The sequence below is a fragment of the Sphingobium sp. DC-2 genome, from assembly GCF_000722555.1.
Lineage (GTDB): Bacteria > Pseudomonadota > Alphaproteobacteria > Sphingomonadales > Sphingomonadaceae > Sphingobium > Sphingobium quisquiliarum.
On the sequence record NZ_JNAC01000026.1, the window covers coordinates 116,321 to 142,986 of the forward strand.

29 protein-coding genes and 1 tRNA gene are annotated in these 26,666 nt (G+C 64.6%); 12 read left to right on the forward strand and 18 right to left on the reverse strand.

All coding sequences use genetic code 11. The features are described from left to right. Positions 1–11: 11 nt before the first annotated feature. Positions 12–536 (reverse strand): ribosome maturation protein RimP, encoded by a 525-nt coding sequence (gene rimP / locus ET21_RS0104310; protein WP_021238085.1) that lies wholly within the window; start codon positions 534–536, stop codon positions 12–14. Positions 537–774: 238 nt separating this feature from the next. On the opposite strand from rimP, the gene ET21_RS0104315 reads away from it, so the two are divergent. Continuing rightward, a complete protein-coding gene (locus ET21_RS0104315) occupies positions 775–1,911 on the forward strand; it encodes a PQQ-dependent sugar dehydrogenase (protein ID WP_030538726.1) in 1,137 nt (378 codons plus the stop codon). Positions 1,912–2,118: 207 nt separating this feature from the next. On the opposite strand, the gene ET21_RS0104320 is transcribed toward ET21_RS0104315, so the two are convergent. The 3 genes from ET21_RS0104320 to tpiA form a co-directional block, all read right to left on the reverse strand. Next, complete coding sequence (locus tag ET21_RS0104320) at positions 2,119–3,750, reverse strand: CTP synthase (protein ID WP_021238087.1); 1,632 nt, start codon at positions 3,748–3,750, stop codon at positions 2,119–2,121. A gap of 89 nt (positions 3,751–3,839) precedes the next feature. After that, the gene (gene secG, locus ET21_RS0104325; RefSeq protein WP_030538727.1) at positions 3,840–4,232 is read right to left on the reverse strand and encodes a preprotein translocase subunit SecG; all 393 of its coding nucleotides are present in this window, start codon (positions 4,230–4,232) and stop codon (positions 3,840–3,842) included. 110 nt (positions 4,233–4,342) lie between these two features. After that, the gene (gene tpiA / locus ET21_RS0104330; RefSeq protein WP_030538728.1) at positions 4,343–5,086 is read right to left on the reverse strand and encodes a triose-phosphate isomerase; all 744 of its coding nucleotides are present in this window, start codon (positions 5,084–5,086) and stop codon (positions 4,343–4,345) included. A gap of 156 nt (positions 5,087–5,242) precedes the next feature. Between tpiA and ET21_RS0104340 the strand changes: the two genes are divergently transcribed. Next, positions 5,243–7,192, forward strand: coding sequence for a peptidylprolyl isomerase (locus ET21_RS0104340; RefSeq protein WP_030538729.1), 1,950 nt, complete (start codon positions 5,243–5,245; stop codon positions 7,190–7,192). A 1-nt stretch (position 7,193) separates the two neighbouring features. Continuing rightward, complete coding sequence (gene trpE / locus ET21_RS0104345; RefSeq protein ID WP_030538730.1) at positions 7,194–8,723, forward strand: anthranilate synthase component I; 1,530 nt, start codon at positions 7,194–7,196, stop codon at positions 8,721–8,723. 65 nt (positions 8,724–8,788) lie between these two features. Here trpE and ET21_RS0104350 read toward each other — a convergent pair whose 3' ends face one another. The 3 genes from ET21_RS0104350 to ET21_RS0104360 form a co-directional block, all read right to left on the reverse strand. Beyond that, positions 8,789–9,514, reverse strand: a complete 726-nt coding sequence (locus ET21_RS0104350; RefSeq protein ID WP_030538731.1) for an extensin family protein — start codon at positions 9,512–9,514, stop codon at positions 8,789–8,791. A 3-nt stretch (positions 9,515–9,517) separates the two neighbouring features. Next, positions 9,518–10,288 carry an NUDIX domain-containing protein gene (locus tag ET21_RS0104355; RefSeq protein WP_030538732.1) on the reverse strand — a complete coding sequence of 257 codons (771 nt, stop codon included), beginning with the start codon at positions 10,286–10,288 and terminating at the stop codon, positions 9,518–9,520. Between the two features lie 68 nt (positions 10,289–10,356). Then, positions 10,357–10,432: transfer RNA gene (locus ET21_RS0104360), tRNA-Ala, on the reverse strand. A gap of 228 nt (positions 10,433–10,660) precedes the next feature. On the opposite strand from ET21_RS0104360, the gene ET21_RS0104365 reads away from it, so the two are divergent. Both ET21_RS0104365 and ET21_RS0104370 read left to right on the forward strand, forming a co-directional pair. Beyond that, positions 10,661–11,593, forward strand: coding sequence for a DUF2171 domain-containing protein (locus ET21_RS0104365; RefSeq protein WP_030538733.1), 933 nt, complete (start codon positions 10,661–10,663; stop codon positions 11,591–11,593). 117 nt (positions 11,594–11,710) lie between these two features. Next, the gene (locus ET21_RS0104370; protein ID WP_030538734.1) at positions 11,711–12,049 is read left to right on the forward strand and encodes a DMT family protein; all 339 of its coding nucleotides are present in this window, start codon (positions 11,711–11,713) and stop codon (positions 12,047–12,049) included. An 11-nt stretch (positions 12,050–12,060) separates the two neighbouring features. On the opposite strand, the gene queA is transcribed toward ET21_RS0104370, so the two are convergent. From queA to ET21_RS0104395, 5 genes are all read right to left on the reverse strand, one after another. Further along, positions 12,061–13,089: a tRNA preQ1(34) S-adenosylmethionine ribosyltransferase-isomerase QueA gene (queA, locus tag ET21_RS0104375; protein WP_030538735.1), complete on the reverse strand. Its 1,029-nt coding sequence runs from the start codon at positions 13,087–13,089 to the stop codon at positions 12,061–12,063. Positions 13,090–13,159: 70 nt separating this feature from the next. Continuing rightward, the gene (locus ET21_RS0104380) at positions 13,160–13,915 is read right to left on the reverse strand and encodes a peptidylprolyl isomerase (RefSeq protein ID WP_021236831.1); all 756 of its coding nucleotides are present in this window, start codon (positions 13,913–13,915) and stop codon (positions 13,160–13,162) included. A gap of 95 nt (positions 13,916–14,010) precedes the next feature. After that, positions 14,011–14,523: a pantetheine-phosphate adenylyltransferase gene (gene coaD / locus ET21_RS0104385; protein ID WP_021236830.1), complete on the reverse strand. Its 513-nt coding sequence runs from the start codon at positions 14,521–14,523 to the stop codon at positions 14,011–14,013. 1 nt (position 14,524) lies between these two features. Next, positions 14,525–15,433, reverse strand: a complete 909-nt coding sequence (locus ET21_RS0104390; RefSeq protein ID WP_030538736.1) for a polyprenyl synthetase family protein — start codon at positions 15,431–15,433, stop codon at positions 14,525–14,527. A gap of 11 nt (positions 15,434–15,444) precedes the next feature. Beyond that, positions 15,445–15,705 (reverse strand): exodeoxyribonuclease VII small subunit, encoded by a 261-nt coding sequence (locus tag ET21_RS0104395; protein ID WP_021236828.1) that lies wholly within the window; start codon positions 15,703–15,705, stop codon positions 15,445–15,447. A 169-nt stretch (positions 15,706–15,874) separates the two neighbouring features. Here ET21_RS0104395 and ET21_RS0104400 point away from each other — a divergent pair, with 169 nt between their 5' ends. Beyond that, entirely contained in the window at positions 15,875–16,255 is a 381-nt protein-coding gene (locus tag ET21_RS0104400; RefSeq protein WP_021236827.1) for a hypothetical protein, read from the forward strand. A 63-nt stretch (positions 16,256–16,318) separates the two neighbouring features. On the opposite strand, the gene ET21_RS0104405 is transcribed toward ET21_RS0104400, so the two are convergent. After that, on the reverse strand, positions 16,319–16,753 hold the full coding sequence (locus ET21_RS0104405; protein ID WP_030538737.1) for a DUF805 domain-containing protein: 435 nt from the start codon (positions 16,751–16,753) through the stop codon (positions 16,319–16,321). 103 nt (positions 16,754–16,856) lie between these two features. On the opposite strand from ET21_RS0104405, the gene purL reads away from it, so the two are divergent. Then, positions 16,857–19,034, forward strand: coding sequence for a phosphoribosylformylglycinamidine synthase subunit PurL (purL, locus tag ET21_RS0104410; RefSeq protein ID WP_030538738.1), 2,178 nt, complete (start codon positions 16,857–16,859; stop codon positions 19,032–19,034). 179 nt (positions 19,035–19,213) lie between these two features. Here the strand turns inward: purL and ET21_RS0104415 are convergent, their stop codons facing one another. Beyond that, positions 19,214–19,993, reverse strand: coding sequence for a methyltransferase domain-containing protein (locus tag ET21_RS0104415; RefSeq protein ID WP_030538739.1), 780 nt, complete (start codon positions 19,991–19,993; stop codon positions 19,214–19,216). Between the two features lie 62 nt (positions 19,994–20,055). On the opposite strand from ET21_RS0104415, the gene ET21_RS0104420 reads away from it, so the two are divergent. The 3 genes from ET21_RS0104420 to bfr all read left to right on the forward strand — a co-directional run bounded on the left by ET21_RS0104420 (position 20,056) and on the right by bfr (position 22,161). Beyond that, positions 20,056–21,300, forward strand: a complete 1,245-nt coding sequence (locus tag ET21_RS0104420) for a DUF418 domain-containing protein (protein ID WP_030538740.1) — start codon at positions 20,056–20,058, stop codon at positions 21,298–21,300. Between the two features lie 53 nt (positions 21,301–21,353). Continuing rightward, entirely contained in the window at positions 21,354–21,524 is a 171-nt protein-coding gene (locus tag ET21_RS0104425; RefSeq protein ID WP_021236822.1) for a bacterioferritin-associated ferredoxin, read from the forward strand. A 157-nt stretch (positions 21,525–21,681) separates the two neighbouring features. Further along, positions 21,682–22,161, forward strand: coding sequence for a bacterioferritin (gene bfr, locus ET21_RS0104430; protein WP_021236821.1), 480 nt, complete (start codon positions 21,682–21,684; stop codon positions 22,159–22,161). Positions 22,162–22,213: 52 nt separating this feature from the next. Here bfr and ET21_RS0104435 read toward each other — a convergent pair whose 3' ends face one another. Then, a complete protein-coding gene (locus ET21_RS0104435; RefSeq protein ID WP_030538741.1) occupies positions 22,214–22,621 on the reverse strand; it encodes a (deoxy)nucleoside triphosphate pyrophosphohydrolase in 408 nt (135 codons plus the stop codon). A gap of 80 nt (positions 22,622–22,701) precedes the next feature. Between ET21_RS0104435 and ET21_RS0104440 the strand changes: the two genes are divergently transcribed. Next, positions 22,702–22,887: a Flp family type IVb pilin gene (locus ET21_RS0104440; protein ID WP_030538742.1), complete on the forward strand. Its 186-nt coding sequence runs from the start codon at positions 22,702–22,704 to the stop codon at positions 22,885–22,887. Between the two features lie 133 nt (positions 22,888–23,020). Then, complete coding sequence (locus ET21_RS0104445; RefSeq protein ID WP_030538743.1) at positions 23,021–23,179, forward strand: Flp family type IVb pilin; 159 nt, start codon at positions 23,021–23,023, stop codon at positions 23,177–23,179. Positions 23,180–23,252: 73 nt separating this feature from the next. Here the strand turns inward: ET21_RS0104445 and ET21_RS0104450 are convergent, their stop codons facing one another. The 3 genes from ET21_RS0104450 to ET21_RS0104460 form a co-directional block, all read right to left on the reverse strand. Further along, entirely contained in the window at positions 23,253–24,722 is a 1,470-nt protein-coding gene (locus ET21_RS0104450; RefSeq protein WP_051767999.1) for a M48 family metalloprotease, read from the reverse strand. 67 nt (positions 24,723–24,789) lie between these two features. Continuing rightward, positions 24,790–25,734, reverse strand: a complete 945-nt coding sequence (locus tag ET21_RS0104455; protein ID WP_030538745.1) for an acetyl-CoA carboxylase carboxyltransferase subunit alpha — start codon at positions 25,732–25,734, stop codon at positions 24,790–24,792. A gap of 11 nt (positions 25,735–25,745) precedes the next feature. Next, positions 25,746–26,663 carry a tyrosine recombinase gene (locus ET21_RS0104460; protein ID WP_030538746.1) on the reverse strand — a complete coding sequence of 306 codons (918 nt, stop codon included), beginning with the start codon at positions 26,661–26,663 and terminating at the stop codon, positions 25,746–25,748. Positions 26,664–26,666: the final 3 nt, after the last annotated feature.

Here is a 26,666-nt window from a genome sequence, read left to right on the forward strand (position 1 = left end):
GTCGTGAACCCTTACTCTTCGGTTTCGAACTCGTCCGCCCCATCGGATGAGAGCGGCATGCTAGCAGAAATGAGCGCGTCGGTCAGTATCAGCTTGGCATCGCCGACCAGCGCGAAGGGGATGGAGACATCCCCGGCCTTATTGTCCTTGAACTGGATGTTCCCACCCTCGACGCCGTTCAGCGTGCCCCGGAAGCTCTTGCGCCCCGCGACAGCCTCCGCCGTGGCGATCTTCGCCTCATGCCCGGCCCATTCCATATAGTCGTGGAGGCGGGTCAGCGGCCGGTCGATGCCGGGCGAGCTGACCTCCAGCCGGTAGGCTTCCTCGATCGGATCAGCCTCGTCCAGCACATCGGACAGGCGGCGCGAGATGGTGGCGCAATCTTCGATGACGAGCTGCTTGGTCGCGGGATTTTCCGCCATGACCTGCAACGTATATTCGTCACCCGACCCGAACAGCTTCACGCGCACGAGGTCGAAGCCCAGGGCCTTCACCTCCGGTTCGATCAGCGCGGTCAGTTCGGCGATGTCCGCCATGCAGTCTCCAGCAAAATATATGCGCCTTCCCCGCCGCAGGCTTTCCGCCCGCGACCCCGACATGTTTGACGATGTAAGGAAGCAAGGGCGATATAAGGGGCGTGTGGAAAATCTGCAACAAAATTAATCCTGGCCCATTTCATCCGTTCGGGCTGAGCTTGCCGAAGCCCTTCGCTTTCTTGCAGAAGTAGAAAACGCCGCCTCCGGCGCGAAAGGCTCAGGACGAATGGAGATTGGAATGGACCGCGCACTCATCACAGCCCTGCCCCTCATCCTCATCGCCTGCTCGGCGGACAACGCCACGGGACAGAATAGCAGCGGCGTGGCGGACAAACCGTTCAAGACATCCGTCATCGCCGATTTCGATTCGCCCTGGGCCATGACGTTCCTGCCCGACGGCCGCGCGCTCATCACCGAAAAGGCGGGCGAGATGATCCTGTTCGACCCGAAGAACGGGGCGAAGATTCCGGTCGCGGGCATCCCGAAAGCCGACAGCGCGGGCCAGGGCGCGCTGATGGACGTGGTCCTTTCCCCCGGCTTCGCGCGCGACAGGAAAGTCTATTTCAGCTTTTCGGAGGCCGGGCCCGGCGGCAAGGGCGTCGCGCTGGCGACCGGCACCTTCAACCAGGCGAGCGACGGCACCACGAAACTGGACGGCGTGAAGACCATCTTCCGCGCCACGCCCTATGTCGATGGCAACGGCCATTATTCCGGCCGCATCGCCTTTTCACCGGACGGGAAATATCTCTTCTTCACCAATGGCGAGCGGCAGAAGTTCGATCCGGCGCAGGACCCGAAGGCCACGCTTGGCAAGGTGCTGCGCCTGAACCTCGACGGCACGCCTGCCGCCGGAAACCCGCTCGCGGCGAAGGGCTTTCATCCTGCCGTCTGGTCCTATGGCCACCGCAACCTGCTGGGCATCGCCTTCGACAAGGACGGGCGGCTGTGGGAGCAGGAGATGGGGCCCAAGGGCGGGGATGAGGTCAATCTCATCAAGCCGGGGCTCAACTATGGCTATCCCAAAGTGTCCAATGGCGACCATTATGACGGCAAGCCGATCCCCGATCACAGCGCGGGTGACGGCTTCGAAGCGCCGAAAGTCTGGTGGACCCCGGTGATTTCGCCCGCTGGCCTGCTTTATTATTCAGGCGACCTGTTCCCGCAGTGGAAAAATTCCCTCTTCATCGGCGGCCTGTCGAGCCAGTCGCTGGTGCGCGTGAAGCTGGACGGAGAGAATGCGGCGAAGGCGGATCAGTGGGACATGGGCGCGCGCATCCGCGAGGTGGAACAAGGACCGGACGGCGCGCTCTGGCTGCTGGAGGATGGTGGTCAGGGGTCGCAGGGGCGGCTGCTCAAGCTGACGCCTGCCAGTTGACCAGCCTCACCTCCGTTGGTTTCGAGCGACGTCGAGAAATGGAAAGCGCATCCCCATCGTTTTCTCGACTTCGCTCGAAACGAATGGAGGCATTAATCGTCATCCCCGCGAGGGCGCGGACCCACTTGCCGCCTTATAGCTGGATGAAACCCGGGTTCCCGCCCGCGCGGGACGACGAAGACATGCTGGAAGCGGCGCGTACCAGCCTTAAACCAGCCGGCTCTGCTTCACCGCCGCCTCGATGAAGCTGGCGAACAGCGGATGCGGGTCGAAGGGTTTGGACTTCAACTCCGGGTGGAACTGCACGCCCACGAACCACGGATGGTCAGGCCGCTCGACAATTTCGGGCAGAGTGCCGTCAGGCGACATGCCGGAAAAGATCAGGCCGCCCTTTTCAAGCGCGTCGCGATAGCCCGCATTCACCTCGTAACGGTGGCGGTGGCGCTCGCTAATCTCTTCCACGCCATAGATGCCCGCGACGACACTGTTGCCGGTCAGCTTGGCCGGATAAGCGCCCAGCCGCATCGTGCCGCCCAGATCGGTCTCGGCCGTGCGCTTCTGGAGCCCCTCGCTGCTCATCCATTCGGTGATGAGACCGACGACGGGCTCCGACGTTTCGCCAAATTCAGTGGTGGACGCATCGGCAATGCCTGCCGTGTTCCGCGCGCCTTCGATGCAGGCCATCTGCATGCCAAGGCAGATGCCGAAGAAAGGCACGTTGCGTTCGCGCGCGAAGCGGACGCTGGCGATCTTCCCTTCCGACCCGCGCACGCCAAAGCCGCCGGGCACCAGGATGCCGTGCATCGGCTCCAGGCTGGCGGCGACGTCATCGCCCTTTTCAAACAGTTCCGCGTCGATCCACTTGATGTTCACCTTCACCCGGTTGGCGAAGCCGCCATGGGTCAGCGCTTCGTAGAGCGACTTGTACGCGTCCGGCAGGCCGACATATTTGCCGACGACGCCGATCGTCACTTCGCCTTCGGGATTCTGCTGGCGATCCATGATGTCGATCCAGCGGTCGAGCGACGGCTTGGGCGCGCCCTCAATCCCGAAGGCGCGCAGCACTTCCTCATCCAGCCCTTCGGCATGATATTGCGCGGGCACGGCATAGATGCTGCTGGCGTCCAGCGCCGGAATCACCGCTTCCTTGCGGACATTGCAGAACAGCGCGATCTTCGCGCGCTCGCTGTCGGGCAGAGGATGTTCGCAGCGGCACAGCAATATGTCCGGCTGGATGCCCAGCGACGTCAATTCCCGCACGCTATGCTGCGTCGGCTTGGTCTTCAACTCGCCCGCGGCGGCGATATAGGGGACCAGCGTCACATGGACGAAGATCGACTGGCCGCGATCCAGATCATTATGCAACTGGCGAATCGCTTCCATGAAGGGCAGCGATTCGATGTCGCCCACCGTGCCGCCAATCTCGCACAGCACGAAGTCCAGATCGTCGGTGTCGGCGGTGGCGAAGGCCTTGATCTCGTCCGTGACGTGGGGGATCACCTGCACCGTCGCGCCCAGATAATCGCCGCGCCGCTCGCGCTGGATGATCGTCTGATAGACGCGGCCCTGCGTCACATTGTCGGACTGGCGCGCCGAAACGCCCGTGAAACGCTCATAATGACCAAGGTCAAGGTCGGTTTCCGCCCCGTCGTCGGTCACATAGACTTCGCCATGCTGATACGGGCTCATCGTGCCCGGATCGACGTTGAGATAGGGGTCGAACTTCCGAATGCGCACACGGAACCCTCGCGCCTGCAACAGAGCTGCAAGCGAAGCGGCCATCAGGCCCTTGCCAAGCGAGGAGACCACGCCGCCGGTGATGAAAATATACCGCGCCATGGGAGGAGAGGCTTAGCCTTTTACAAACGAGTTGGGCAAGCACGCGAATCCACGCGCGAGCAAAAAAGATCGGAAATGGGAAAGAAAGATCAGTTGGCGAGCGGGACCGCGCCGCCATTGGCGTTGCCGCCGGCCTGACCTTCGCCCGCCGCGCCTGCCGCACCGGCGAGCGGATCGGCATTGCCCGCCGCGGGAGCCGGGGCCGCGGGCGCCGCGGGCGCCTGCTTCACCAGCGACGTGTCGATGTCGCTGGGCGCATGCTGCACCGACGCGATCACCGCCAGCACGATCGACAGCAGCACGAAAATGCTGGCGAGCACGGTCGTCGAACGGGTCAGAAAGTCCGCCGCGCCCCGCGCCGACATCAGCCCCGCCGGGCTGCCGCCCACGCCCAGCCCGCCGCCTTCCGACTTCTGCATCAGAATGACGGTGACAAGCAGGGCCGCCACAATGGCCTGCACGACGAGGATGAAAGTGAACATGCGAGGAATCTGTCCCAGTGGGTGCGTTGGGGAGCCCATAGCGGCGAAGGGCGGCGGGGGCAACCGGGCTAAACTCCCCTCCCGCGCGAGGGAGGGGATGGTTCGATCGTTCAGCCCGCCGCAGCGATCACCGGCGCGAACTTCTCCGCCGTCAGGCTCGCGCCGCCGACCAGGCCGCCATCGACATCCGCGATCGCCATCAGGTCGGCCGCATTGTCCCCGCTCATCGACCCGCCATAGAGGATGCGCATCTTCTGCGCCTCGTCCGCGCCGATGCGGCTGGCGAGCGCCGCGCGCAGCGCCGCGTGCATGGATGCGACCGCCTCCATCGCCGGGATTCGCCCGGTGCCGATCGCCCAGATGGGTTCATAGGCGATGGCCAGCCAATCGGCCGCAGCGCCTTCGGGCAGGGAAGCGAGCAGTTGCGCCGAAACGACCGCTTCGGCATTGCCCGCGTCCCGCACGTCCAGGCTTTCGCCGACGCACAATATCACCTTGAGCCCGGCGGCCCGCGCCGCCGCCGCCTTGGCCGCGACATCGGCGTCGCTTTCGCCCTGCGCCTCGCGCCGTTCGCTATGGCCCACGATGATATATTCCGCCCCCGCTTCGGCCAGCATCTGGGCCGAAAGGCATCCGGTATGCGCGCCGCTGGCGTTCATATGGCAATCCTGCGCGCCGATAAACGCGCCGCCCTTCCGCTCCGCCGCCGCCATGATCAGCGTGGCGGGCACGCACAGCCCCACTTCCACCACGGGCCGCTCGGCGGCGATGCGGCCGATCGCCTCGACCTCCGCCAGGTGGCTCCGCATGCCGTTCATCTTCCAATTGCCGACAACCAGCTTTCGCCTGCCCATCGATCCGATACCTCTTCATGATTATTGCTGCACGCCGATGGCGATGGACGGCGCTTCGTCATTTGTCCAGCCTGCCCGGCCATGGCGCACTTGCCGCAGCGGCGATCCGCCCTTAAAGCGGGCCGCCACAAAGCCCTAGCGTCTGGACTTTCCGTCATGCTTTCAACGTTCCGCCGCCTCATCCATTCCAAATTCGGCGCGCTTTTCGCGCTGCTGTTCCTGGGCGTCATCGCGGCGGCCTTCATCCTGGGGGACATCAGCAGCGGCAAGTTCGGCCCGTCGATCGGCGGCGGCGCGACCGTGGCCAAGGCTGGCGGGTCCCGGCTGACGCTGACCGAGTTTCAGGAGCGGGTGCAGCGCGTGTTCGAAAACGCGCGGCGCGCCAATCCCGGACTGCAAATCAGCGAGTTTCTGGGGCAAGGCGCGGCGCGCCAGATTTTCGACCAGCTTGTCGCGGCCATGACGCTGAAGGAATATGCGCAGGATCAGGGCGTCCATATCTCCAAGCGGCTTGTCGATGCGCAGATCGCGCAAATCCCCGCATTCCAGGATGCGGCGGGCAATTTCAGCCAGGATAATTTCCGCCAGTTGCTGCTGCGCGAACGCATCACCGAACAGGCGCTGCGCGACGATATCAGCCGCGAGATTCTGGAGCGGCAGATGCTCGCGCCGCTGGGCCTGGGCGTGAAGCTGTCCGACAGCCTGATCCTGCCTTACGCCTCCCTGCTGCTGGAAGCGCGGCAGGGCACGATCGCCGCCATCCCGTCCATGGCGTTCAAGGATATCAAGGACCCGACCGAGGCGCAGCTGGCGGAATATTACCGTTCGAACGCCGCGCGCTACACCATCCCCGAACAGCGCCGCATCCGCTACGCCGTGATCGACGGCCAGCGCTTTGCCCAGGCGGCCCAGCCCAGCGATCAGGAAATCGCCGCTTATTACAACCAGAACAAGGCCGCCTACGCCGCGAAGGAAAGCCGCAGCTTCGAACAGCTGATCCTGCCGACCGAAGCCGGGGCTAAGGCGATCGCCGCTGAGGTCAGGGGCGGCAAGCCGCTGTCCGCCGCCGCGCAGGGTGCGGGATTTGCCGTGTCCACGCTGAACGGCCAGAGCCGCCAGGCGCTGGCCTCCGCCTCTTCCGCCGCCGTTGCCGATGCGGGCTTCCGCGCCAAGGAGGGGGAGCTGGTTGGTCCGGTTCGCGGGCCGCTCGGCTGGCTGCTGCTGCGCGTGACATCGGTCAAGACCATCCCCGCCCGCCCCCTTGCCGCCGTGAAGGATGAGATCGCCTCGACCCTGCGAGAGCAGAAGGAAAAGCGGCTGCTGACCGAGTTCACCGGCAAGATCGAGGATCAGATCGCCGATGGCGGCAGCTTCGAGGAAGTGGTGAAGGATAACGGCCTGAAACTGGAAACCACGCCCTTCCTGCTGGCGACCGGCAAGCAGGTGGAGGATCAGGCCTATCAGGCCCCCGCCGACGTGCAGCCCCTGCTCGCGCCCGTTTTCCAGATGAGCCAGGATGACGATGCGCAACTGATCCCGATCACGCAGGACAAGCGCTATGCGCTGGCCGCGCCCGCCCAGATCCAGGCCGCCGCTCCGCCGCCGCTGGAAAAGGTGAAGTCGCTGGTGGCGATGCAGTACAAGCTCGCCAAGGGCAATGAGAAGGCCAAGGCGCTGGCCGAACAGATCCGCGCGAAGGTGGCCAAGGGCATGAAGCTGGCCGACGCGGTCGCCTCGGCTGGCGTCCAGCTCCCCGCGCCGCAGGTCGTGGGCGGCCGCCGCGCCGACATATTGCGCGGCGAACAGCGGCCGCCCGCAGAGGTGATGATCCTCTTTTCCATGGCGGCGAACAGCGTGAAGACGATGCCCATCGGTCAGGATCGCGGCTATTTCGTCGTCCAGCTGAACGGCATAAAGCGCGGCGATGCGGGAGGGCAGCCCGCGCTGCTCAATCAGGTGCGCAGCCAGCTTGGTGATGTCGTCGGCCAGGAATATGCGCAGCAGTTCGTCCACGCCGTCGAAAAGGAACTGGGCGTGGAACGTAACCCTTCGGCCGTCGCGCAGGTCCAGCGCGCGCTCAGCAGCACCAATAGCGGCGCTCAATGATATGAGCGCGGCGGGGGATGTTCCGGGCAGCGACGGCATTCAAAGCGCGCGCGCCGCGCTGGCGGCGGGCAAGTCGGCGCTGGTGTGGCGGCGGCAGATCGCCGACACCGACACGCCGATTTCCGCCGCGCTCAAGCTGTTCGAGCCCGATCGCGGCGACTTCCTGCTGGAATCGGTGGAAGGCGGCGCTGTTCGCGGGCGCTACAGCCTGATCGGCCTTGCCCCGGATCTTGTCTTCCGCGCGAATGGCGAACAGGCGGAAATCAACCGCCAATGGGCGACGGACCGCGACGCCTTCACCGCCGAACCTGCTGGCACGCTCGATGCGTTGCGCGCGCTGGTGGCGGAATGCCGGGCCGATCTGGATGCGGCGCTCCCGCCCGCCCTTGCCTGCCTCGTCGGCTATTTCGGTTATGAGACGGTCGGGCTGGTGGAAAAGCTGCCCCGTCCTGCCCCCAATCCGCTCGACGTGCCGGACATGCTGTTCGTACGGCCGACCGTCATTCTGGTTTTCGACCGGCTGGCCGACGCGCTCTTTCTCGTCGCCCCTGTGTGGAAGGGCAGCTTCCGCGACGCCGGTGCCGCCATAAGCGAGGCGCTGGACCGGATCGACGCCACCGCCGCCCGCCTCGCAGCGCCGCTCCCCGCCGTCAGCCCTCCTGCCGATATCGCGGACATAGAGGTGACGCCAGCGCTCGAACCGGGCCGCTATGCCGCGATGGTGGAGCGGGCGAAGGATTATATCGTCGCGGGCGACATCTTTCAGGTGGTGCTGGCCCAGCGGTTCAGCAGTCCCTTCACCCTGCCGCCCATCGCCCTGTACCGCGCGCTGCGGCGGATCAATCCGTCGCCCTTTCTCTATTATCTCGACCTGCCCGGCTTTGCCCTGATCGGGTCGAGCCCCGAAATATTGGTGCGCACCCGCGATGGGGAGGTGACGATCCGGCCGATCGCGGGCACTCGCCCCCGTGGCAAGACCGCCGTCGAGGACGCGGCGAACCGTGAAAGCCTGCTCACCGATCCCAAGGAACGTGCCGAACATCTGATGCTGCTCGACCTTGGCCGCAACGATGTCGGCCGTGTCGCGGCCGCCGGAACGGTGACGGTGACGGACAGCTATACGGTCGAATTCTACAGCCATGTGATGCACATCGTGTCGAACGTGGTCGGCCGCCTCGCGCCCGGCAAGGATGCGCTCGACGCCCTGTTCGCTGGCTTCCCCGCCGGGACCGTGTCAGGCGCGCCGAAAGTGCGGGCGTGCGAGATCATCGCCGAACTGGAGCCGGAAACCAGGGGCGCCTATGCGGGCGGCGTCGGCTATTTCGGACCGGACGGCAATATGGACAGCTGCATCGTCCTGCGCACGGCCGTGCTCAAGGATGGCGTGATGCATGTGCAGGCCGGGGCGGGCATCGTCGCCGACTCCACGCCCGAATATGAGCAGCGGGAATGCGAGGCGAAAAGCGGCGCACTGCTCGCGGCGGCGCGCGAGTCGGTGAAGATCGCCCGCGAAGCAGGCTTCGGCCAGTAAGCCCCACTTTCCAAGCGCCTGCCCCGTATCAGGGCCGGTCTGTCAATGGGATTGGGCGTCTCCCCTCAACGGCACGCCCGCCAGCCGAACGCGCCGCGATCCGCCTGGTCCAGGTGAAAATGGTCGCGATGCGCCGCATTATAGTCGGGTGACAACACCGTTGAAAATAACGGACATGCGCCGTCCCGCACCTCGCGCAGGAAAGCGGCATCCTTGTCCTCGCCCTTCCAGCCGCCCACGACCGTGACGCGCCTTCCATCCTCCAGCGTGAAGCCCGCTATGTCGATGGCGTCGGCGGTCGCATGCTCGCTGAAATCGCCCTCCGACCGGCCATATATGCGGCGGCAACTGAAGGAGCCGAAATGCGACATGCTCCTGACCGCCTGGCCGAAATGGCGCTGGGCGGCGGGCTGCACCACATGCCATTCCCATAGCTTCAGCGCCGCAGCCACGGGGCAGGACGGCCCCACCGAAGCAGGCGACAGCCGTATCGCGTCCTCTCCCCCCTCCAACCGGACGGCATCGTCATAGCGGCACTGCCCACTCCCGCCCGGCGGCAGCGCCACATAGGCGACCCCCGCCCGATCCAGCAGCGCGCGGCACTGGTCAGGCGACTGGCCCAGCGCCGCCAGCTTCCGCCCGGTGAACAATCCCACCGGCTGCGCCAGATCGATCTGCGTCCAGGGAAGGTCCTGCGGCCGTTTCCTCAAATAGGCATAGCCGCCGAACAGCAGCGACAGGATGATGGCCAAAGCGACGATCCGGCGAGCGATGACATGAATGCGGCGCATGGCCTAACCACGCCGCACACGGCCCAACGGTTCCGAAGTCACCGGATAACCCAGATGATCGGGGATGCACAGATAGCGCTCCCCCGCCCGTTCCTCGATCCAGGGCCGCACCATTTCCACCGGGATGGAGGCCGCATGCGCCGCCATCGCCTCGAAACTGCCGAACAGCGCCAGCCGCTCAAGGTTGCGCCGCGTCGGAAAGATGATCCGCCCGTCCCCCGCATCGCAGCGGCGGATGGTATCCTGCGCCGCGCTCCAGAACAGCCGCACATTTTCGGTCGCATCCACGCTCGCGTCCTGACCCGAAGGCGCGCGCGCAAGGTAGAAGCGCGTGTCGAAGATCCGCGTCACATGCTCCGCGACGGCCGGGTGCCAGCGGCTGAAAGGCACCAGCCGATCGAGCGCAAGCCGCAGCTTATGCGCCCGCACGACCTCCGCCAGGCTCGCCCCGTCCGCCAGCGCCGCGCGCATGTCCGTCAGTTGCGCTTCACCCAGGACATTGTCGAAGCCGATGCCAAGCCCGCTTTCCTCCAGCGTCTCGCGGATCGCCGCGATCCGGGCCGCGATGTCGTCCACATCCCCGTCCAGCCCCAGCGCCTCCGCCAGCGCCCGGTCGGCGGGATCGACAGCGCCGCCCGGAAAGACCAGCGCGCCGGAGGCAAAGACCATGCTCGCCGCCCGCTCCATCATCAGGATGTGCGGCGGCGCAGCGGGCATGTCGCGTACGATCACCACCGTGGCCGCAGGACGTCCATTACCAATATTTTCAGACATGAGAACCGCCTTAGGTCAGCAATGCGCCTGCGGTAAAGTCTTCCACCCCTTCCGGTGAAAAGGGGGAATGGTGGAGCCGAGGGGGATCGAACCCCTGACCTCGTCATTGCGAACGACGCGCTCTCCCAGCTGAGCTACGGCCCCAAAGGAGCGCTGCCTATAAGCGAGCGTCCCAAGGCTTGCAACGGTCTTTTTATGATGAAGAAGCAGGAAGCTTTCCCCCTTCGCGCCCCACCGCCGCCATTCGATGAAACGGTCCAAAGCATGGACGTTACCGCCGCGTAACAGGCGGAACGATGCGCCCTAACGTACATTAGTGCTGCAATGGCTCCTTCGGCAACGGAGGCGAATTCCAGGTTAAGGAGAAAGATGATGGGCTATCAAGGCGGACGCCGCTATGGCGAATATGATCGCAGCCGGGGTGACTGGGATCGCGGATCGGACCGGTATCGGGGCCAGCGTGACTGGCGTGACGACCGCAGCCGTTACGGAACGCGCGGACAGTTTGGCGGATCGGACTACCGGCACGGGCCGGAAGGCTATGACCCCGACGAACGCGGCTTCTTCGACCGGGCGGGCGATGAAATCCGTAGCTGGTTCGGCGATGAAGAGGCGGAGCGCCGTCGCGAATATGACGAATATTACAACCGCCCCTATGGCGATCCCCGCGATGAAAGCAGCCGCATCGGCTATGCCTCCGCCTCGCGCAGCAACCAGTATCTCCCCAATCGCGGCTACGCGCCCTATACCGGCGAACGCAGCGGCTTTGGCAGCGAGGATCATGGCAACCGCGTCCGCTCCTATGGCCCGGCGCATGATTATGGCGAACATCATGACGCCAACTATCATGCATGGCGGCAGCAGCGGATCGATGAGCTTGACCGCGACTATGCCGAATATCAGCGGGAACATCGCGACCGCTTCAACCAGGAATTCGGCAGCTGGCGGACGCGGCGCGGCGAACAGCGCCAGGCGATCCAGCAGGTGCGCGAACATATGGAAGTCGTCGGCAGCGATGGCGAGCATGTCGGCACCGTCGACAAGCTGAGCGGCGACCGCATCATCCTGACCAAGACGGATCAGGATGCGGGCGGCGTGCACCACTCCATCCCCTCGTCCTGGATTCGCTCCGTGGACGCGCAGAAGGTGACGATCGAAAAGACGGCCGACGAAGCCCAGCACGCATGGCGCACCGAACGGGAACAGAACGCCATGTTCGGCGATCGCGACAGCCGCAGCAGCTGGGACCAGCAGGGTTCTACCGGCAGCAGCAATGCGCAGGGCCAGACCAGCCGCTATCGCTGAACAGCGGACGCGGCGGCAACGCCAGTCAGGGAGGCCCGGCCGCAAGGCTGGGCCTCTTCGCTTGCGCGGCCCGCGCGCGCATGAGAAAGCGGCCTCTTCCTGTTATCGAGGCCGCGCATGCCAACCATCCTGCTGCTCGTCATTTCCAACATCTTCATGACGGTGGCCTGGTATTGGCATTTGAAGGGCGGGATGCACAAACCGCTGCTGATCGTCATCCTGATCAGCTGGGCGATCGCCTTCGTCGAATATTGTTTCGCCGTGCCCGCCAACCGCATCGGCTTCGCCCATGGCTGGAGCGCGGGGCAATTGAAGATCGCGCAGGAAGCGATCGCGCTGATCGTCTTCGGCGGCTTCATGGTGACCGTGCTGGGCGAGCCGCTGCACTGGCGCCATTTCGCCGCCTTCCTGTGCATCATCGCGGCGGTGGCCTTCCTGTTCGCGGGCCGGTCCTAGGCCGCCCTGCCTCACGGCAGCAGCAGTGAGGAATCCCCGTAGGAATAGAAGCGATAGCCCTGCGCGATCGCATGGGCATAGGCCGCCTGCATCCGCTCGCGTCCCATCAGCGCGCTCACCAGCATGAACAATGTCGATTTGGGCAGGTGGAAATTGGTCATCAGCCCGTCGACCGCGCGGAAACGATAGCCCGGCGTGATGAAGATGCGCGTTTCATCGGCGAAGGGGTGGATGCGGCCTTCTTCGTCCGCCGCGCTTTCCAGCAGGCGCAGGCTTGTCGTGCCGACCGCGATCAAGCGCCCGCCGCGCGCCCGCGCCGCATTCAGCCGGTCCGCGGTATCCTGCTCGATCCTGCCCCATTCGGCATGCATGCGGTGATCGTCCGTGTCATCGGCCTTCACCGGCAGGAATGTGCCAGCGCCGACATGCAGGGTCAGCGTCTCCGCCTGCACCCCGGCCTTACCAAGCGCCGCCATCAATTCGAGCGTGAAGTGCAGCGCCGCCGTGGGCGCGGCCACAGCGCCGTCCTCGCGGGCGAACATGGTCTGGTAATCGCTGCGATCGCGCGCATCGGTGGGCCGCTTGCTGGCGATATAGGGCGGCAGCGGCATGCGCCCCGCCCGCTCCAGCAGCAGTTCGACGGGCTCCTCGCCCTCAAAGCGCAGCGTCACGCCGCCATCCTCGTCGCGCGGCCCGGCGATGGCGGTGACGCCCGCGCCGAAATCGATCCGGTCCCCGTCCCGCACCCGCTTGGCATTGCGCAGAAAGGCCTGCCATTGGCGCAGCCCCAGCCGCTTGTGCAGCGTCGCGCCGACCCTGGCCTCTCCCCGCATCCCCTCAAGCTGGGCGGGGATCACCTTGGTGTCATTGAAGACCAGCACGTCGCCGGGACGCAGCATGGAAGGCAGGTCGCGGACGACCCTGTCCTCGAATGGCGCGTCACCAGCGACCAGCAGCAGACGCGCGGAATCGCGTGGAGAGGCGGGCCTCAGCGCGATGCTCTCCGGCGGCAGGTCGAAGTCGAACAGATCTACGCGCATGGTGAAACGCTCTGGCAGTTGCGCACCGTGCTCCTGCCTTCGCAGGAGTACGGCCGGGTCTGCCGCTGCCTTATTTCTTCTTGCCCGCAGCCGCCTTCCTGGGCGCTGGAGCCGGGGCAATGATCGAAGGCGCAGGGGGCGCCGGCAGCGCGGTTACCGGCGGCTTGCCGTCGCTTTCGATCGACGCTTGCAGGATGACGGTGGGATTGGCGGGCGGCTCGCCCGGCGTGATCGCGTCGACATATTGCATGCCCTCGATCACGCGGCCGAAGACGGTATATTTCTTGTCGAGCTGCATGCGCGGCAGCAGCACGATGAAAAACTGGCTGTTGGCGCTGTTTTCATCCTGCGCGCGCGCCATCGACACGGTGCCGCGCAGGTGCGGCATCGGGTTGAATTCGGCCGCCAGGTCGGGCAGCGCCGACCCGCCCGTGCCGTCGCCCTTGGGATCGCCCCCCTGCGCCATGAAACCGGGGATGACGCGGTGGAATTTCAGGCCATTGTAGAAGCCCTGCCGGGTCAGCTGCTTGATCCGCTCGACATGGTTCGGCGCGATGTCCGGGCGTAGCTGGATGCGCACGCGTCCGCCGCTCGACAGGTCCAGGTCCCAGATATTCTCAGGGTCTGCGGGCACGGTCGCGGGGGGCAGCTTGAGCGCCGGGTCCTGCCCCATGACCTTGGCGTTCTGCTCGGCGCGCGCGGCGGCTTCGGCTTTCTTCGTGGCCTCCGCATTGCCCTGCCCGCCCCCCTGCGCCAGCGCGGCGCCGCTGGAAGCGTAGAGAGCGAAACCGATCGCCACCGTCTTGAGCGCAGACGTAAACCGCATGGATAAGCATTCCCTGACAAGTGCCTGATGAGGCGAAGACGCCCTGATAACGCGCTCTTCGCGATTGGCAACTGAACGAAGGCTGAGCGCCGCCTTTAGCTGGTCCCCTTGCGGCCGATCACGCCGACCCGCGCAACAACCTCTTCGCCCACGCGCGGGCTGACGAACTTGTGGATCGGGCCGCCATAAAGCGCGATTTCCTTGACCAGCCGCGACGCGATCGGCTGCAACGAAACATCGGCCATCAGGAAGACCGTCTCGACCCGCGAATTGATCTGCTGGTTCATGCCCGCCATCTGATATTCATATTCGAAGTCAGCCACGGCGCGCAGGCCCCGGATGATGACGCTGGCCCCCTGCGATTCGGCAAAGTCCATCAGCAGCGAATTGAATCCGGTGACGACGATCTCCGTATCGATGCCCGCGCATTCCCGCCGCACCATCTCCAGCCGTTCCTCGTCGGAAAACATCGGCGACTTGGCGATGTTGGTGGTGACGCCGATGACCAGCTTGTCGACCAGCTTCGCCCCGCGCCGGATGATGTCCATGTGGCCAAGCGTGATCGGATCGAAGGTGCCGGGATATACGCCTACCCTCTGCCTGCTCATCCTAACGGTCCCTTTCCACGATATAGTCGGCGATCGCGCGCAGCAGGTCCGCCCGCGCGCCATGCGCGTGCAGATGCGCCTTCGCCTGCTGCACCAGAAGCTGCGCCTGTTCCCGCGCCCGTTCGACGCCCAGCAGGGAAACGAAGGTTTCCTTGCCCGCCGCCTCGTCCTTGCCCAGCGCCTTGCCCGCGGCGGCCGCATCGCCTTCCACGTCCAGCAGGTCGTCGGCGATCTGAAAGGCAAGGCCGATGTCGCGGGCATAGCCGTGCAGGCTGGTGCGCCCCTCCGCCGGGATCCGCGCCATGATGGCGGCGGCATCGACGCAGAAGGCGATGAGCGCGCCCGTCTTGAGCTGTTGCAGCCGGGTGACGGTCGCCAGGTCGAAGCTCGCCCTTTCCGCTTCCAGGTCCATCATCTGGCCGCCCGCCATTCCCGCCGGGCCGCTGGCGATGGCGAGCGCCTTCACCAGTTCCACGCGCACGAACGGATCGGGATGGGTCTCCTCGTCGGCCAGCAACTGGAACGCCAGGTCATGCAGGCAATCGCCCGCCAGGATGGCTGTCGCCTCGTCAAACGCCTTGTGGATGGTCGGCTTGCCCCGGCGCAGGTCGTCATCGTCCATCGCGGGCAGATCGTCGTGGATCAGCGAATAGACATGGATGCACTCGACGGCCAGGCCCACCCGCAACGCTGATTCACGCGAAATGTTGAACAGGTCGCTCGCCGCCTGCACCAGCAGCGGGCGCAGCCTCTTGCCGCCGCCGATCGCCGCGTGGCGCATCGCCTCATACAGGCGGGATCGCGGATCGGCGGGAACGGTCAGCAGCGCATCGAACGCCCGGTCCACCTCTGCGGCGAGGGCGGCGGAGCGGCTGGCGATCAGCGCCTTGCCGGAGGTCGCTCCCTCCATCGCCAGCACGCTCAATCCGCGCCGAACGGCTGGGCGCCCGTCACGGCCCCGCTGGGATCGATGGTCAGTTTCTGGATGCGCGCCTCGGCCGCCTGCAACCGTTCCAGGCAGCGCTTGCGCAACTCTTCCCCCCGCGCATAGAGCGAGATGGACTCATCGAGCGGCACGTCGCCGCTTTCCAGCCGGCGAACGATCGACTCAAGCGCGCGCAGCGCATCCTCGAACGACAATTGAGACGTATCGTCCCCCTGGGTCATGCTCTCTTCGGCCATGTCTCCTGCATTGACCGGCCCCGTGCGCCCGGTCAAGCCCGCAGCGGCCCTGCCCGCCTTTTAGCGCCCCCTGTCATCAAGGCGTCATGACGCCACGCCACGGCGCTGGCGGTTTTTTGGCAGTTTTGCGTTGACGCTCCGTGTCGCAGATGCACATAGAAGGATCGCTATGAAATATCATCTCCCCCTGATCACCGCAGCCGCGGTCAGCCTGCTGTCCGCCTGCAACCAGAATGACGAACCCGAAGTCGTGGGCGGCCCCGCCGATCCCATGGCCCAGCAACTCGCCAACGCCGCGCCGGTCGAACTGCCCCCCTCGGTGAAGGTCAGCCATCAATATCGCTGCAAGGACAACAGCCTGTTGTTCGTCGATTTCCTGAGCGACGACAAGACCGTGAACCTGCGCACCGAAAAGGACGGCTCCCCCACCAAGCTGGTGGCGTCCGAACCGGGCAAGCCCTTCACCGCCGAAGGCTATTCGGTCGAAGGCACCGGCAAGCAGATCACCGCCACCCTTCCGGGCAAGAGCGCGCTCAGCTGCAAGGCCTGAGGGTTTCAGCTCCCCTTTTTTCCCAAGGCCGGGCCTCCCCATCGGAGCCCGGCCTTTTTCATGTCAGCCCTTCGCCAGCTCCGGCTCGCCCGCCTCGACCGGGTCCGGTCCGAAACGGTTCGGCCCGCGCGTCCCGCTCATGATGAAGAAGACCAGCAGCACCAGGCTGCCGATGATCGGAAAGAACAGGATCAGCAGCCAGAAACCGCTCCTGTCGCTGTCATGCAGCCGCCGCACCGCCACCGCGATCCACGGGATCAGCACCGCAAGGCCGAACAGCGCGGTCAGCGGCCCGCCCCGCGTGCGATAGCCCGTGTCGAACCCCCACTGCCCGCTCTGCGCCCAATGTTCGGTCGTGCTGATGCCCAGCGCCCCTTCTATGATCGCGATGGCCGTGAAGCACAGGATCAGGAACAGGATGAACATCCAATATTCCTTCGGCCGCGATCGCCCGGAAAATTTGGCATAGCGGCGCAACGGCAACAGCATCCATTCCATCTGCACTCTCCCGGCCAGACCGACTGCTCTTTGCTAGCATGTTTTGTCCGGCGGCGGCGCGCAAGGATTGTCTATCCGCCGCGCCCCGGCTAAAGGCGCGCTCATGTCGACCGCAGCCACTCAGATCACCCCGGAAATCGTCGCCGAACATGGCCTTTCGCCGGAAGAATATGACCGCGTCCTGAACGCCCTCGGCCGGGAGCCGAACCTGACGGAACTGGGCATATTCTCCGTCATGTGGTCCGAACATTGCTCCTACAAGTCCAGCCGCATCCATTTGAAGAAGCTGCCGACCGAGGGGCCCCAGGTGATTTGCGGCCCCGGCGAGAATGCGGGCGTCATCGACATAGGCGACGGGCAGGCGGCGATCTTCAAGATGGAGAGCCACAACCACCCCTCCTATATCGAACCCTATCAGGGCGCGGCGACGGGCGTGGGCGGCATCCTGCGCGACGTGTTCACCATGGGCGCGCGGCCGGTGGCGAACATGAACGCGCTGCGCTTCGGCCGTCCCGATCATCCCAAGATGAAGCATCTCATCAGCGGCGTGGTCCACGGCATCGGCGGCTACGGCAATTGCGTGGGCGTTCCGACCGTGGGCGGAGAGGTGAATTTCCACCCCGCCTATGACGGCAATATCCTGGTCAACGCCATGACCGTGGGCGTCGCCGAAACCGACAAGATCTTCTATTCGGCGGCATCGGGGGTCGGCAATCCGATCGTCTATGTGGGGTCTAAGACCGGCCGCGACGGCATCCACGGCGCGACCATGGCCTCCGCCGACTTCGGCGAGGATTCGGAAGAGAAGCGCCCCACCGTCCAGGTTGGCGATCCCTTTACCGAAAAGCTGCTGATCGAAGCGTGCCTTGAACTGATGGCGTCCGACGCGATCGTCGCGATCCAGGATATGGGCGCGGCCGGCCTCACCTCCTCCTCCGTCGAAATGGCGTCCAAGGGCGGCGTCGGCATCCGGCTGGACATGGACAAGGTGCCACAGCGCGAAACCGGCATGACGGCCTATGAGATGATGCTGTCGGAAAGCCAGGAGCGCATGCTGATGGTGCTCCAGCCCGGCAAGGAAGCCTTCGCCGAAGCGATCTTCCGCAAGTGGGAACTGGACTTCGCCGTCATCGGCGAAGTGACCGACACCGGGCGCATGGTCCTCGTGCACAAGGGCGAGACGGTGTGCGACATTCCGCTCGCGCCGCTGGCCGACGACGCGCCGCTTTACGATCGCCCCTCCATGCCACGCGACGAATATAAGGTCTGGGCGAAGGTCCAGCCGCTGGGCGACGTGACCGAAAGCGCGGACATTGGCGCGGATCTCGTGAAGCTGATGGGATCGCCCGACATCGCCAGCCGCCGCTGGATCTGGGAGCAATATGACCATATGGTCGGCGCCGACACGGTGCAGCGCCCCGGCGGCGACGCGGCGGTGGTGCGCGTTCACGGCTCGCAAAAGGGCATCGCGATCAGCACCGACTGCACGCCGCGTTATTGCTATGCCGATCCCTATGAGGGCGGCAAGCAGGCAATCGCCGAATGCTATCGCAACATCAGCGCGGTCGGCGCGGCGCCGCTGGCGGTCACCAACTGCCTGAACTTCGCCAATCCGCAGCGGCCGGAGATCATGGCGCAGCTGACCGGCTGCCTCGACGGCATGGGCGACGCCTGCCGCGCGCTCGACTTCCCGATCGTGTCGGGCAATGTCAGCCTCTATAATGAATCAAAGGCGACCGGCGGCGGATCGGCGATCCTGCCCACGCCCGCGATCGGCGGCATCGGCCTGTTGCAGGACGTCGGCGTCATGGCGACGGTGGCCTTCAAGCAGGAAGGCGACGCCATCTGGCTGATCGGCGGCGAAGGATCGCATCTGGGCCAGTCCATCTGGCTGCGCGAGATTGCAGGCCGCGAAGCTGGCGAAGCGCCAAAGGTCGATCTCGCCGCCGAGCGCGCCAATGCGGAACTGGTCCGCACCCTGATCGCCCAGGGCAAGGTCAATGCCGTCCATGACATTTCCGATGGCGGCCTGCTGGTCGCGATCGCCGAAATGGCGCTGGCGGGCGGCATCGGCGCGCAGCTTGACGTTTCGCTCTCCACCGCCGCCGCCTTCGGCGAGGATCAGGGCCGCTACATCGTCGCCGCGCCGCAAGGCGTGGAGATTGCAGGCGCCCTCCGCATCGGCGCCACTGGCGGCAACACGGTCGCGGGAGTAGCGCTCGACGATCTGCGCACCGCCCACGAAGGCTTCTTCCCCGCCCTCATGGACAGCGAACTCTAACCCCCTCCGTAGTGCAGGCGGGGACCCAACTCTCGTCAGGCAACTGGAGTGCCGTAAGACGAGACGGGTTGCCGCCTACGCGGGAACGACGACGGAGATGAAGAACACACGATCATCTGGCTTGGTGCCTTGGCTAACCACCGCCATGCCACTCCTGATATCGCTATTCGTGCGAAGCCCTACCCGCCCGCCAAAACAACCCGCGTAACCCGCCCGAACAGCAACTGATAGGCGTCATCCCCGCCGCTCCGGTCGAACGCCTCCATCACGCGCCGCAATTCCCTTGGCGGCAGCGGCTTCCTGCCATCGGACGGAACCACAGCGCCAATCCCTTTCAGATGCGCGATCAGCCCCCGCGCCCCGCCGCAGGACAACATATAATCCTCGTCAAAGGCGAAGGCGTCCTCATAAGCCCCCAGCATCGCGCGAAGGTCATCCAGGCGCGGATAATCCGGCACGCCCGCCGTCAGCCCGCAAGCCTCATGCGCGGCGCGCCAGCGGGCGAAGCTCCCTGCCCCCATGGTCGAAAAGATCAGGCTCCCCCCCGGCCGCAGCAGCTTCGTCAGCCGGGCGATGGCGTCCTCCAGCCGGTCGAACCATTGGAAGGCTAGGTTCGACAGGATAAGGTCGAACCATTCCCCCTCGAACACTGGCGCTTCCCCATCCATGGGGAGGAACCTGCCTGCGACCAGCCCCCACTTTGCCGCCTTCGCCAGCATTTCGGGCGACAGGTCCGTCACCACCAGTTCGGCGGCGGGCCAGCGGCGCTGGATATCGCGGGTCAAAATGCCCGTGCCGCAGCCAATCTCCAATATGCGCTCGACCGGGCCGGGCATCTGCCTGTGCGCCAGATCGGCGACCAGCGCGGCGGCGGCGCGCTGCGGCCCGGCATGATCGTCATAATGGTCGGCCGCAGCGCCGAATGCGTCGCTTATCCGTTGCTTGCGGCCGCTGTTCATGGCTAGTCGCATGGCAGAGGCAAGTCCCATTTGCCAGTGTCTTTCCAAGGAATTCTCGCCGCATGAGCGCCCCATCCTTCCGCATTCCCGCCATGGACGTGCTGCGCGGCTGTGCCGTCATGGGCATTTTGTGGATGAACATCACCGCCTTTGCTTTTCCCCAGGCGGCCTATTTCAACCCGCGCGTGACAGGCCCATTGTCCGCCGGAGACACGCTGTTCTGGCTGGTCAGCTTCCTCCTTTTCGACGGCAAGATGCGCGCGCTTTTCTCCATGCTGTTCGGGGCGTCGATGCTGCTGCTCGTCGACCGGGAGGAACTGGCGGGCCGCAACGGGCGCAGGGCGCAGATGATCCGCGCCGCATGGCTGTTCCTGATCGGCCTTGCCCATTATCTGCTGCTCTGGTGGGGCGACATATTGACGATCTACGCGCTCGTCGGGATCGCCGCCCTGCCCTTCATCGGGAAGGAGCCGCTTTCGCTGGTCAAATGGGCCTTCCTCTTCTTCCTGGCGCATTTTCTTGTCTGCACCCTCTTCGTCCTTGGCCTCTACGGATGGGCCGGATCGGCGGTTGAACCGGGGGCCGCATCGGCGGCGCGGGACGGTTTCGCCGCTTTCGCCGCCTCCTTCACTGATCCCAACCATTCCGCGATCCAGTCGGAAATACTGACCTACCGCAGCGGCTTCGGCACGATCCTGCGCCATCATCTCCACCTCTTCGCCAATGAATGGCCGAACAGCCTGCTGTTCACCGGGCTGGATACGCTGGGCTTCATGCTGCTGGGCATGGCCATGCTGAAGGGCGGCTTCCTGACCGGCCGGTGGGATGCCGGACAATATCGCCGCACCGCCGTTCATTGCTTCCTGATCGGGCTGCCCCCCATGGCCGGTCTGGCCGCGTGGCTGATCACCGGCGGTTTCCCGGTGCTGCCGGCCTTCGGGGCGGCGCTTGCCTGGTCCTTCCCCTTCCGCATTCCCCTGTCGGTCGGCTGGGCCGCGTTGATATTGTGGCTGATCGTCCGTCATCAGGACAGCGCGCTGGTGCAGCGCATCGCCGCGGCGGGGCGCCTGGCGCTCAGCAATTATCTCGGCACCAGCCTTGCCATGTGCGCGCTTTTCTACGGATGGGGGTTGGGCCTGTTCGCCCAACTGCGCCCCGCGCAATTGCCGCTGGTGGTGCTCTGCGTCTGGGCCGTCATCCTGCTATGGTCGAAGCCGTGGCTATCCCGATTCGCGATGGGACCGGCCGAATGGCTCTGGCGCAGCCTCGCTCATGGAAAGCCGCAAAAGATTCGCAAAAGCAGCTGATCCACTATTGCGAGCAATTATCATGTGCGCTATCTCCGAATCAGGAGAAGTCGATGGTTGTCTGTGTCTGCAATGCCATTCGGGAAAAGGATCTGAAGGAAGCCGTGCGTGGCGGCGCGGATACGCCGTGCAGCGCTTATGCCCGTCTTGGCCGCCGCCCGAAATGCGGGCAATGCGTCCCTTTCGCCCGCACCATCATAGCGACCGAGCGCGCCTCTGTCTGACGACTGATAATCATCCGCATCAATTGACTGATATAAAGCGCGAGTATCTCGCAATATCCGTCTGTAAAATCAGCGGATTTTCTGAGCTTTTCCATTAACAATCGCGCGCCATGACCTTATAATCCGCCGCCTGTACAAACAGCCGGAGCAAACCGCCATGAAGGGCGATCCCAAGGTCATCGACTATCTCAACGAGGTCCTCAAAAATGAGCTGACCGCGATCAATCAATATTTCCTCCACTATCGCATGCTCAACCATTGGGGCATCGAAAAGCTCGCCAAGTTCGAATATGAGGAATCGATCGACGAGATGAAGCACGCCGACAAGGTGGCGGAGCGCATCCTGTTTCTCGACGGCCTCCCCAACTTCCAGCTGCTCGGCCGCTTGAAGATCGGCGAGACGGTTGAGGAGATACTGAAGGCCGACCTCGAACTGGAATATGAAGCGCTCCCGGTGTTGAAGGATGCGATCGCCTATTGCGAAACGGTCCGCGACTTCGTCAGCCGCGACTTGTTCCAGTACATCCTCGAAAGCGAGGAAGAGCATGTCGATACGCTGGAAACCCAGTTCGAAATGATCGAACGCATGGGCATCCAGAACTATATCCAGCTGCAAAGCAAAGCAGCGGAAGAATGACGCCTCGGGCAGGGCAGCGCCTCCGGCAGCGATCTGCCCTGCCTTTCACTCTCTAGATCAGCGCATCCAGCAACCCGATCAGCGGCAAATCCGCTGGCGGCATCTCCAGCGCATACATCTGGTTCGGCCTGACCCATTGCAGCGCGGTCGCATGACGCGCTTCGGGCAGGCCCTGCCACTTGCGGCAGACATAGAGCAGCAGCAACAGGTGCCTGTCCCCCAATGCTTCGCTGGCGAAGGATGCGGGGGCAAGGCAGCTGGCATGCGTGCGAATTCCCAGTTCCTCCTCCAGTTCCCGGATCAGCGCCGCCTCAGGCGTTTCTCCGCTTTCGACCTTCCCCCCCGGAAATTCCCAAAGCCCCGCCATCGCCTTTCCCGGCGGACGCTGCTGCAACAGCACGCGCCCATCCGCATCAACCAGCGCCACGGCCACGACCAGCAAAGGCAGGATTGTCGTCATGTCAGTCCAGCGAAAGGGGTTTGTTAACCCGGCCCTTTTACAAGGCTATCCGGGCCTGTCTGCAATAATCAGGGGATGGCATGAGCAGACTGATTGGAAACCTGTCGCCGATGGCGTTGCTGCGTTGTGAACGCGGCGCAACTGCTATCGAATATGGCCTGATCCTCGCCCTTATTGCATTGGCGATTATCTCGTCAATCACAAGCGTCGCCAACAAGACTATCAATATGTGGAACAATGTCGCCATGGAAGTAGTGAATAATTAACCATCATTCCGCTTGAATGGCAAATGTCGTTAAATCTTTATCAACCCTCCAAAGTTAAAACATCCGTAGCTGACCTAATTTCGAGCGGGGCGGCGGGGAAGTTGAACTGGAATTTTAGTCAAGGAGATTTGCAATGCAGTTCATCCGTAAGATGCTGAAGAATGAAAAGGGTGCGACCGCGATCGAATATGGCCTGATCGCTGCCCTGATCGCTGTCGCGGCTATCGGCGCCATGACGACGATCGGCACCAAGTTGAACAACACCTTCAACAACGTTTCGAACAAGCTCTAAGATCAGGTTCGAACCCGTGAAAAGGGCGGCGGAAGCAATTCCGCCGCCTTTTTTGATTCCAGCACATTATTGATCAAACGACAATCTTCACCTTCTGCCCAGCCTTCAGCACACTCTGCGCCGTCAGCGCATTGATCGTCAGGAAGCGCTCCAGCTGATAATCCGGATAGGCCATCCTGCGGCTAAGCGATTGCACCGTATCGCCAGCCTTGACCGTGACCACACTGACGCGGCGCGGCTTGATGGCGGCGGCGTCCTGCGCGGACAAGCGCTGGACTGACTGGACCATCGGCGTGAACGGTCCGATCCCCTGCCCTGCCGGGGTCAGCAGCAGGAAGTGATAGGCCTTGCCACCCCCGAAATCATAAGCAAAGACGGTTGCGTCCACCTGGCTCGACTGCGTCCGCGCCCGCACGGTGCGCCAGGCAGCGGGCAGTCCGTTGACGGTCGTGCGGCGCACCTCGCCCTCCGGCACGCTTCCACTGCCGCCCAATTTGGCGAAAACGGACTCCACATAGGCGTCCAGATTCCCCGAATAGGGAGCAGCGCCGAACTGCGCCTGTCCGCCCGATCCCGTGATCGACACCGCATCGGTGGAATTTTCCATGCCAAAGCCCGATGGCGCGACGAAACTCAGGCGAAGGTCGGGATGACGGAAGCGGGTGCCGTCGATCACGCCCTGTTTCGGATCATCGCCATATAACACGCCGTCCAGCGCGGAGAGAAAAGCATCCCTGTTCCGCGCCGTAGACGTCCCCGCCCGGACGGCGTTGCGCGCGGCACGGTCGACGCGTGAGCCGGGATCGGGGTGCGTGCTCGCCCATTCGGGCACCGAGCGCGCATTGCCGGTCAGGCGCGCATCCAGGCTGCTCTGCGCGGCAAGCGATGCCAGCATGGTGGACAGCGCTCTGGGATCATAGCCGCCCGACGCAAGGTAGCGGATGCCAAGATCGTCCGCCTCATATTCCTGCGACCGTGAAAATTTAAGCGTCAGCAGCTGGCTACCCGTTCCGATTCCCCTCTGGACCAGCCCGGCCAAGGCCGAATCGCCCAAGAGCGCGCCGGTCAGCACCTGTAGCAAGGTGCCGCCGATGGCATTGCGCTGTGCTGTCTGCTGGCGCCTTTGGCCATGCTGAGCCGCGACATGGCCGACCTCATGCCCCAGCACGCCCGCAAGCTCCGCCTCGTCATTCATCAGCGCCATCAACTGGCGCGTGACATAGACATAGCCGCCCGGAATGGCGAAGGCGTTATTGACCGGCGAATTGAGCAGCGTGACCGTAAAGTCGCTCTGCGCGTCCGACAGGCCGGACTGCACGGCGACCCGCCGCCCCACCGTCTCCACATATTTGGCCTGCGGTCCCGCATAGGCTCCGCCAAACTCATTCAGCAACTGCGGATGCTGCTTCGCGCCCGCAGCCTTGTCCTGCGGGCTGATGGACGAGACGGTTCGGATGGCCCTTTGCTGCCCGACGACCGAAGGCGCGACCAGAGCCGCCGCCGTGCCAGCCGTCACACATGCCCATATCTTCGCGCGTTTCACGCTTCCTCCCACATAGCTGTTACTGCGACGTAACGAGCCTGCGGACGTCATGTTCCAGAGCGGAAGATCAGGCCCCGATCGCCAGGAACTTGTCCGCCCGGTCGGTGCGCAGGTCCGATGCGCTCATGCCCGAAAGCGCGTCCAGTTCCTCGCCGATCGCCGCGCCAAGCTGCGCGATCGCCTGCACTGGCTGGCGATGCGCACCACCCGCCGGTTCAGGCACGATGCGATCGATGACGCCCAGCGATTTCAGATGCTGCGCCGTCACCTGCATGGCGGTCGCCGCATCGCTCGCGCGGTCGGCCGTCCGCCATAGGATGGAGGCGCAGCCTTCGGGCGAGATCACCGAATAGATGGCATGTTCGAACATCAGCACGCGGTTCGCGGCCGCCAGCGCCACCGCGCCGCCCGATCCGCCTTCGCCCACCACGGCGGCGACCATCGGCACGCCCAGCGCCAGGCACTGCTCGGTCGATCGCGCGATCGCTTCCGCCTGCCCGCGCTCCTCCGCCTGCACGCCCGGAAAAGCCCCGGATGTGTCCACCAGCGTCACCACCGGCAATCCGAACCGGTCGGCAAGCTGCATCAAACGGATCGCCTTGCGATAGCCCTCCGGCTTGGCCATGCCGAAATTGTGTCGCACCCGGCTGGCGGTATCGTCGCCCTTTTCATGGCCGATGACCATCACCCGCCGCTCGCCCAGCGTTGCGAAGCCGCCCAATATCGCCTGATCGTCGGCAAAGGCCCGGTCACCCGCCAGCGGCATATAATTGTCGAACATGCCCGCCACATAATCCTTGAAGTGGGGGCGATCAGGGTGGCGCGCCACCTGCGTCTTCTGCCATGGCGTCAGCTTGGCATAGGTGTCGACCAGCATCTTGGCGGCGCGCTGCTCCAGCTTCTCGATCTCGCCGCCAATGTCGATATCCCCGGCGCTGGCCGTGGCGCGCAATTCGATGACGCGCGCCTCCAGTTCAGCGATGGGCTTTTCAAATTCCAGAAAGCTAACCATGGGCGACGGCGTTAGGGCGCAGATGTCCCGCCGTCAACGAGGCGATGACCCATCGTCGCGAGCGGATGGCGGCTGTTGACCAATTCCACCAGCCTGCGGCTGTCCACATGCGTGTAGATCTGGGTCGTTCCGATGTCCGCATGCCCCAGCATAGACTGGAGCGCGCGCAGGTCCGCCCCGCCTTCCAGTAGATGCGTGGCAAAGGCGTGGCGCAGCACATGCGGGCTCACCCGTTCGGGCGCGATACCCGCGGCCGCCGCCAGGGCCTTCACCATCTGATAGAGGCGGATGCGGCTCACATGGCTCTTGCCGGACGGGAAAAGCCAGGGACTGTCCACCGGCACATGGGGCAACCATGCCGCAACGGCGGCCCGCGCCCGGTCGGAAATCGGCACCAGCCTTTCGCGCGCGCCCTTCCCCTTCAGGATCAGTAACGGCTTGTCCACGGCAAGCGCACGGCGGGGCAAAGACACCAGCTCGGTCGCGCGCAGGCCCGACCCGTAAAGCAGTTCGATCAGGGCCGACAGCCGCAGGTCGAGCGGCGCGGGATGCCCGGCGGCGATCTTCGCCTCGATAACCCCGAAAAGCAGGTCCACTTCCGCCGCTGACAGGATCTTGGGCAGCGGCCGACGCGTCGCAGGGCGCGGCAGCGCGGCCGCCGGATTATCGGCGCGCAGCCCCTCTTCCTCCAGAAAAGCGTAGAAGGCCCGCAGCGCCGAAGCCTTGCGCGCGACGGTCGAGGCCGCCAGCGTTCCCCACGCGCCCGCCAGCGCGCCGATGCTGTCCATGCCCGCTCTGGACAAGCCCCCCATGATCTCCGCCGCGGACATCAGGTCGGTGCGATAGGCGAGCAGCGTGTTGCGCGACGCACCCCTTTCGGCGGCCATCATCTCCAGAAAGCGATCGATCAGCGCCGCGTCGTCACTCATAAG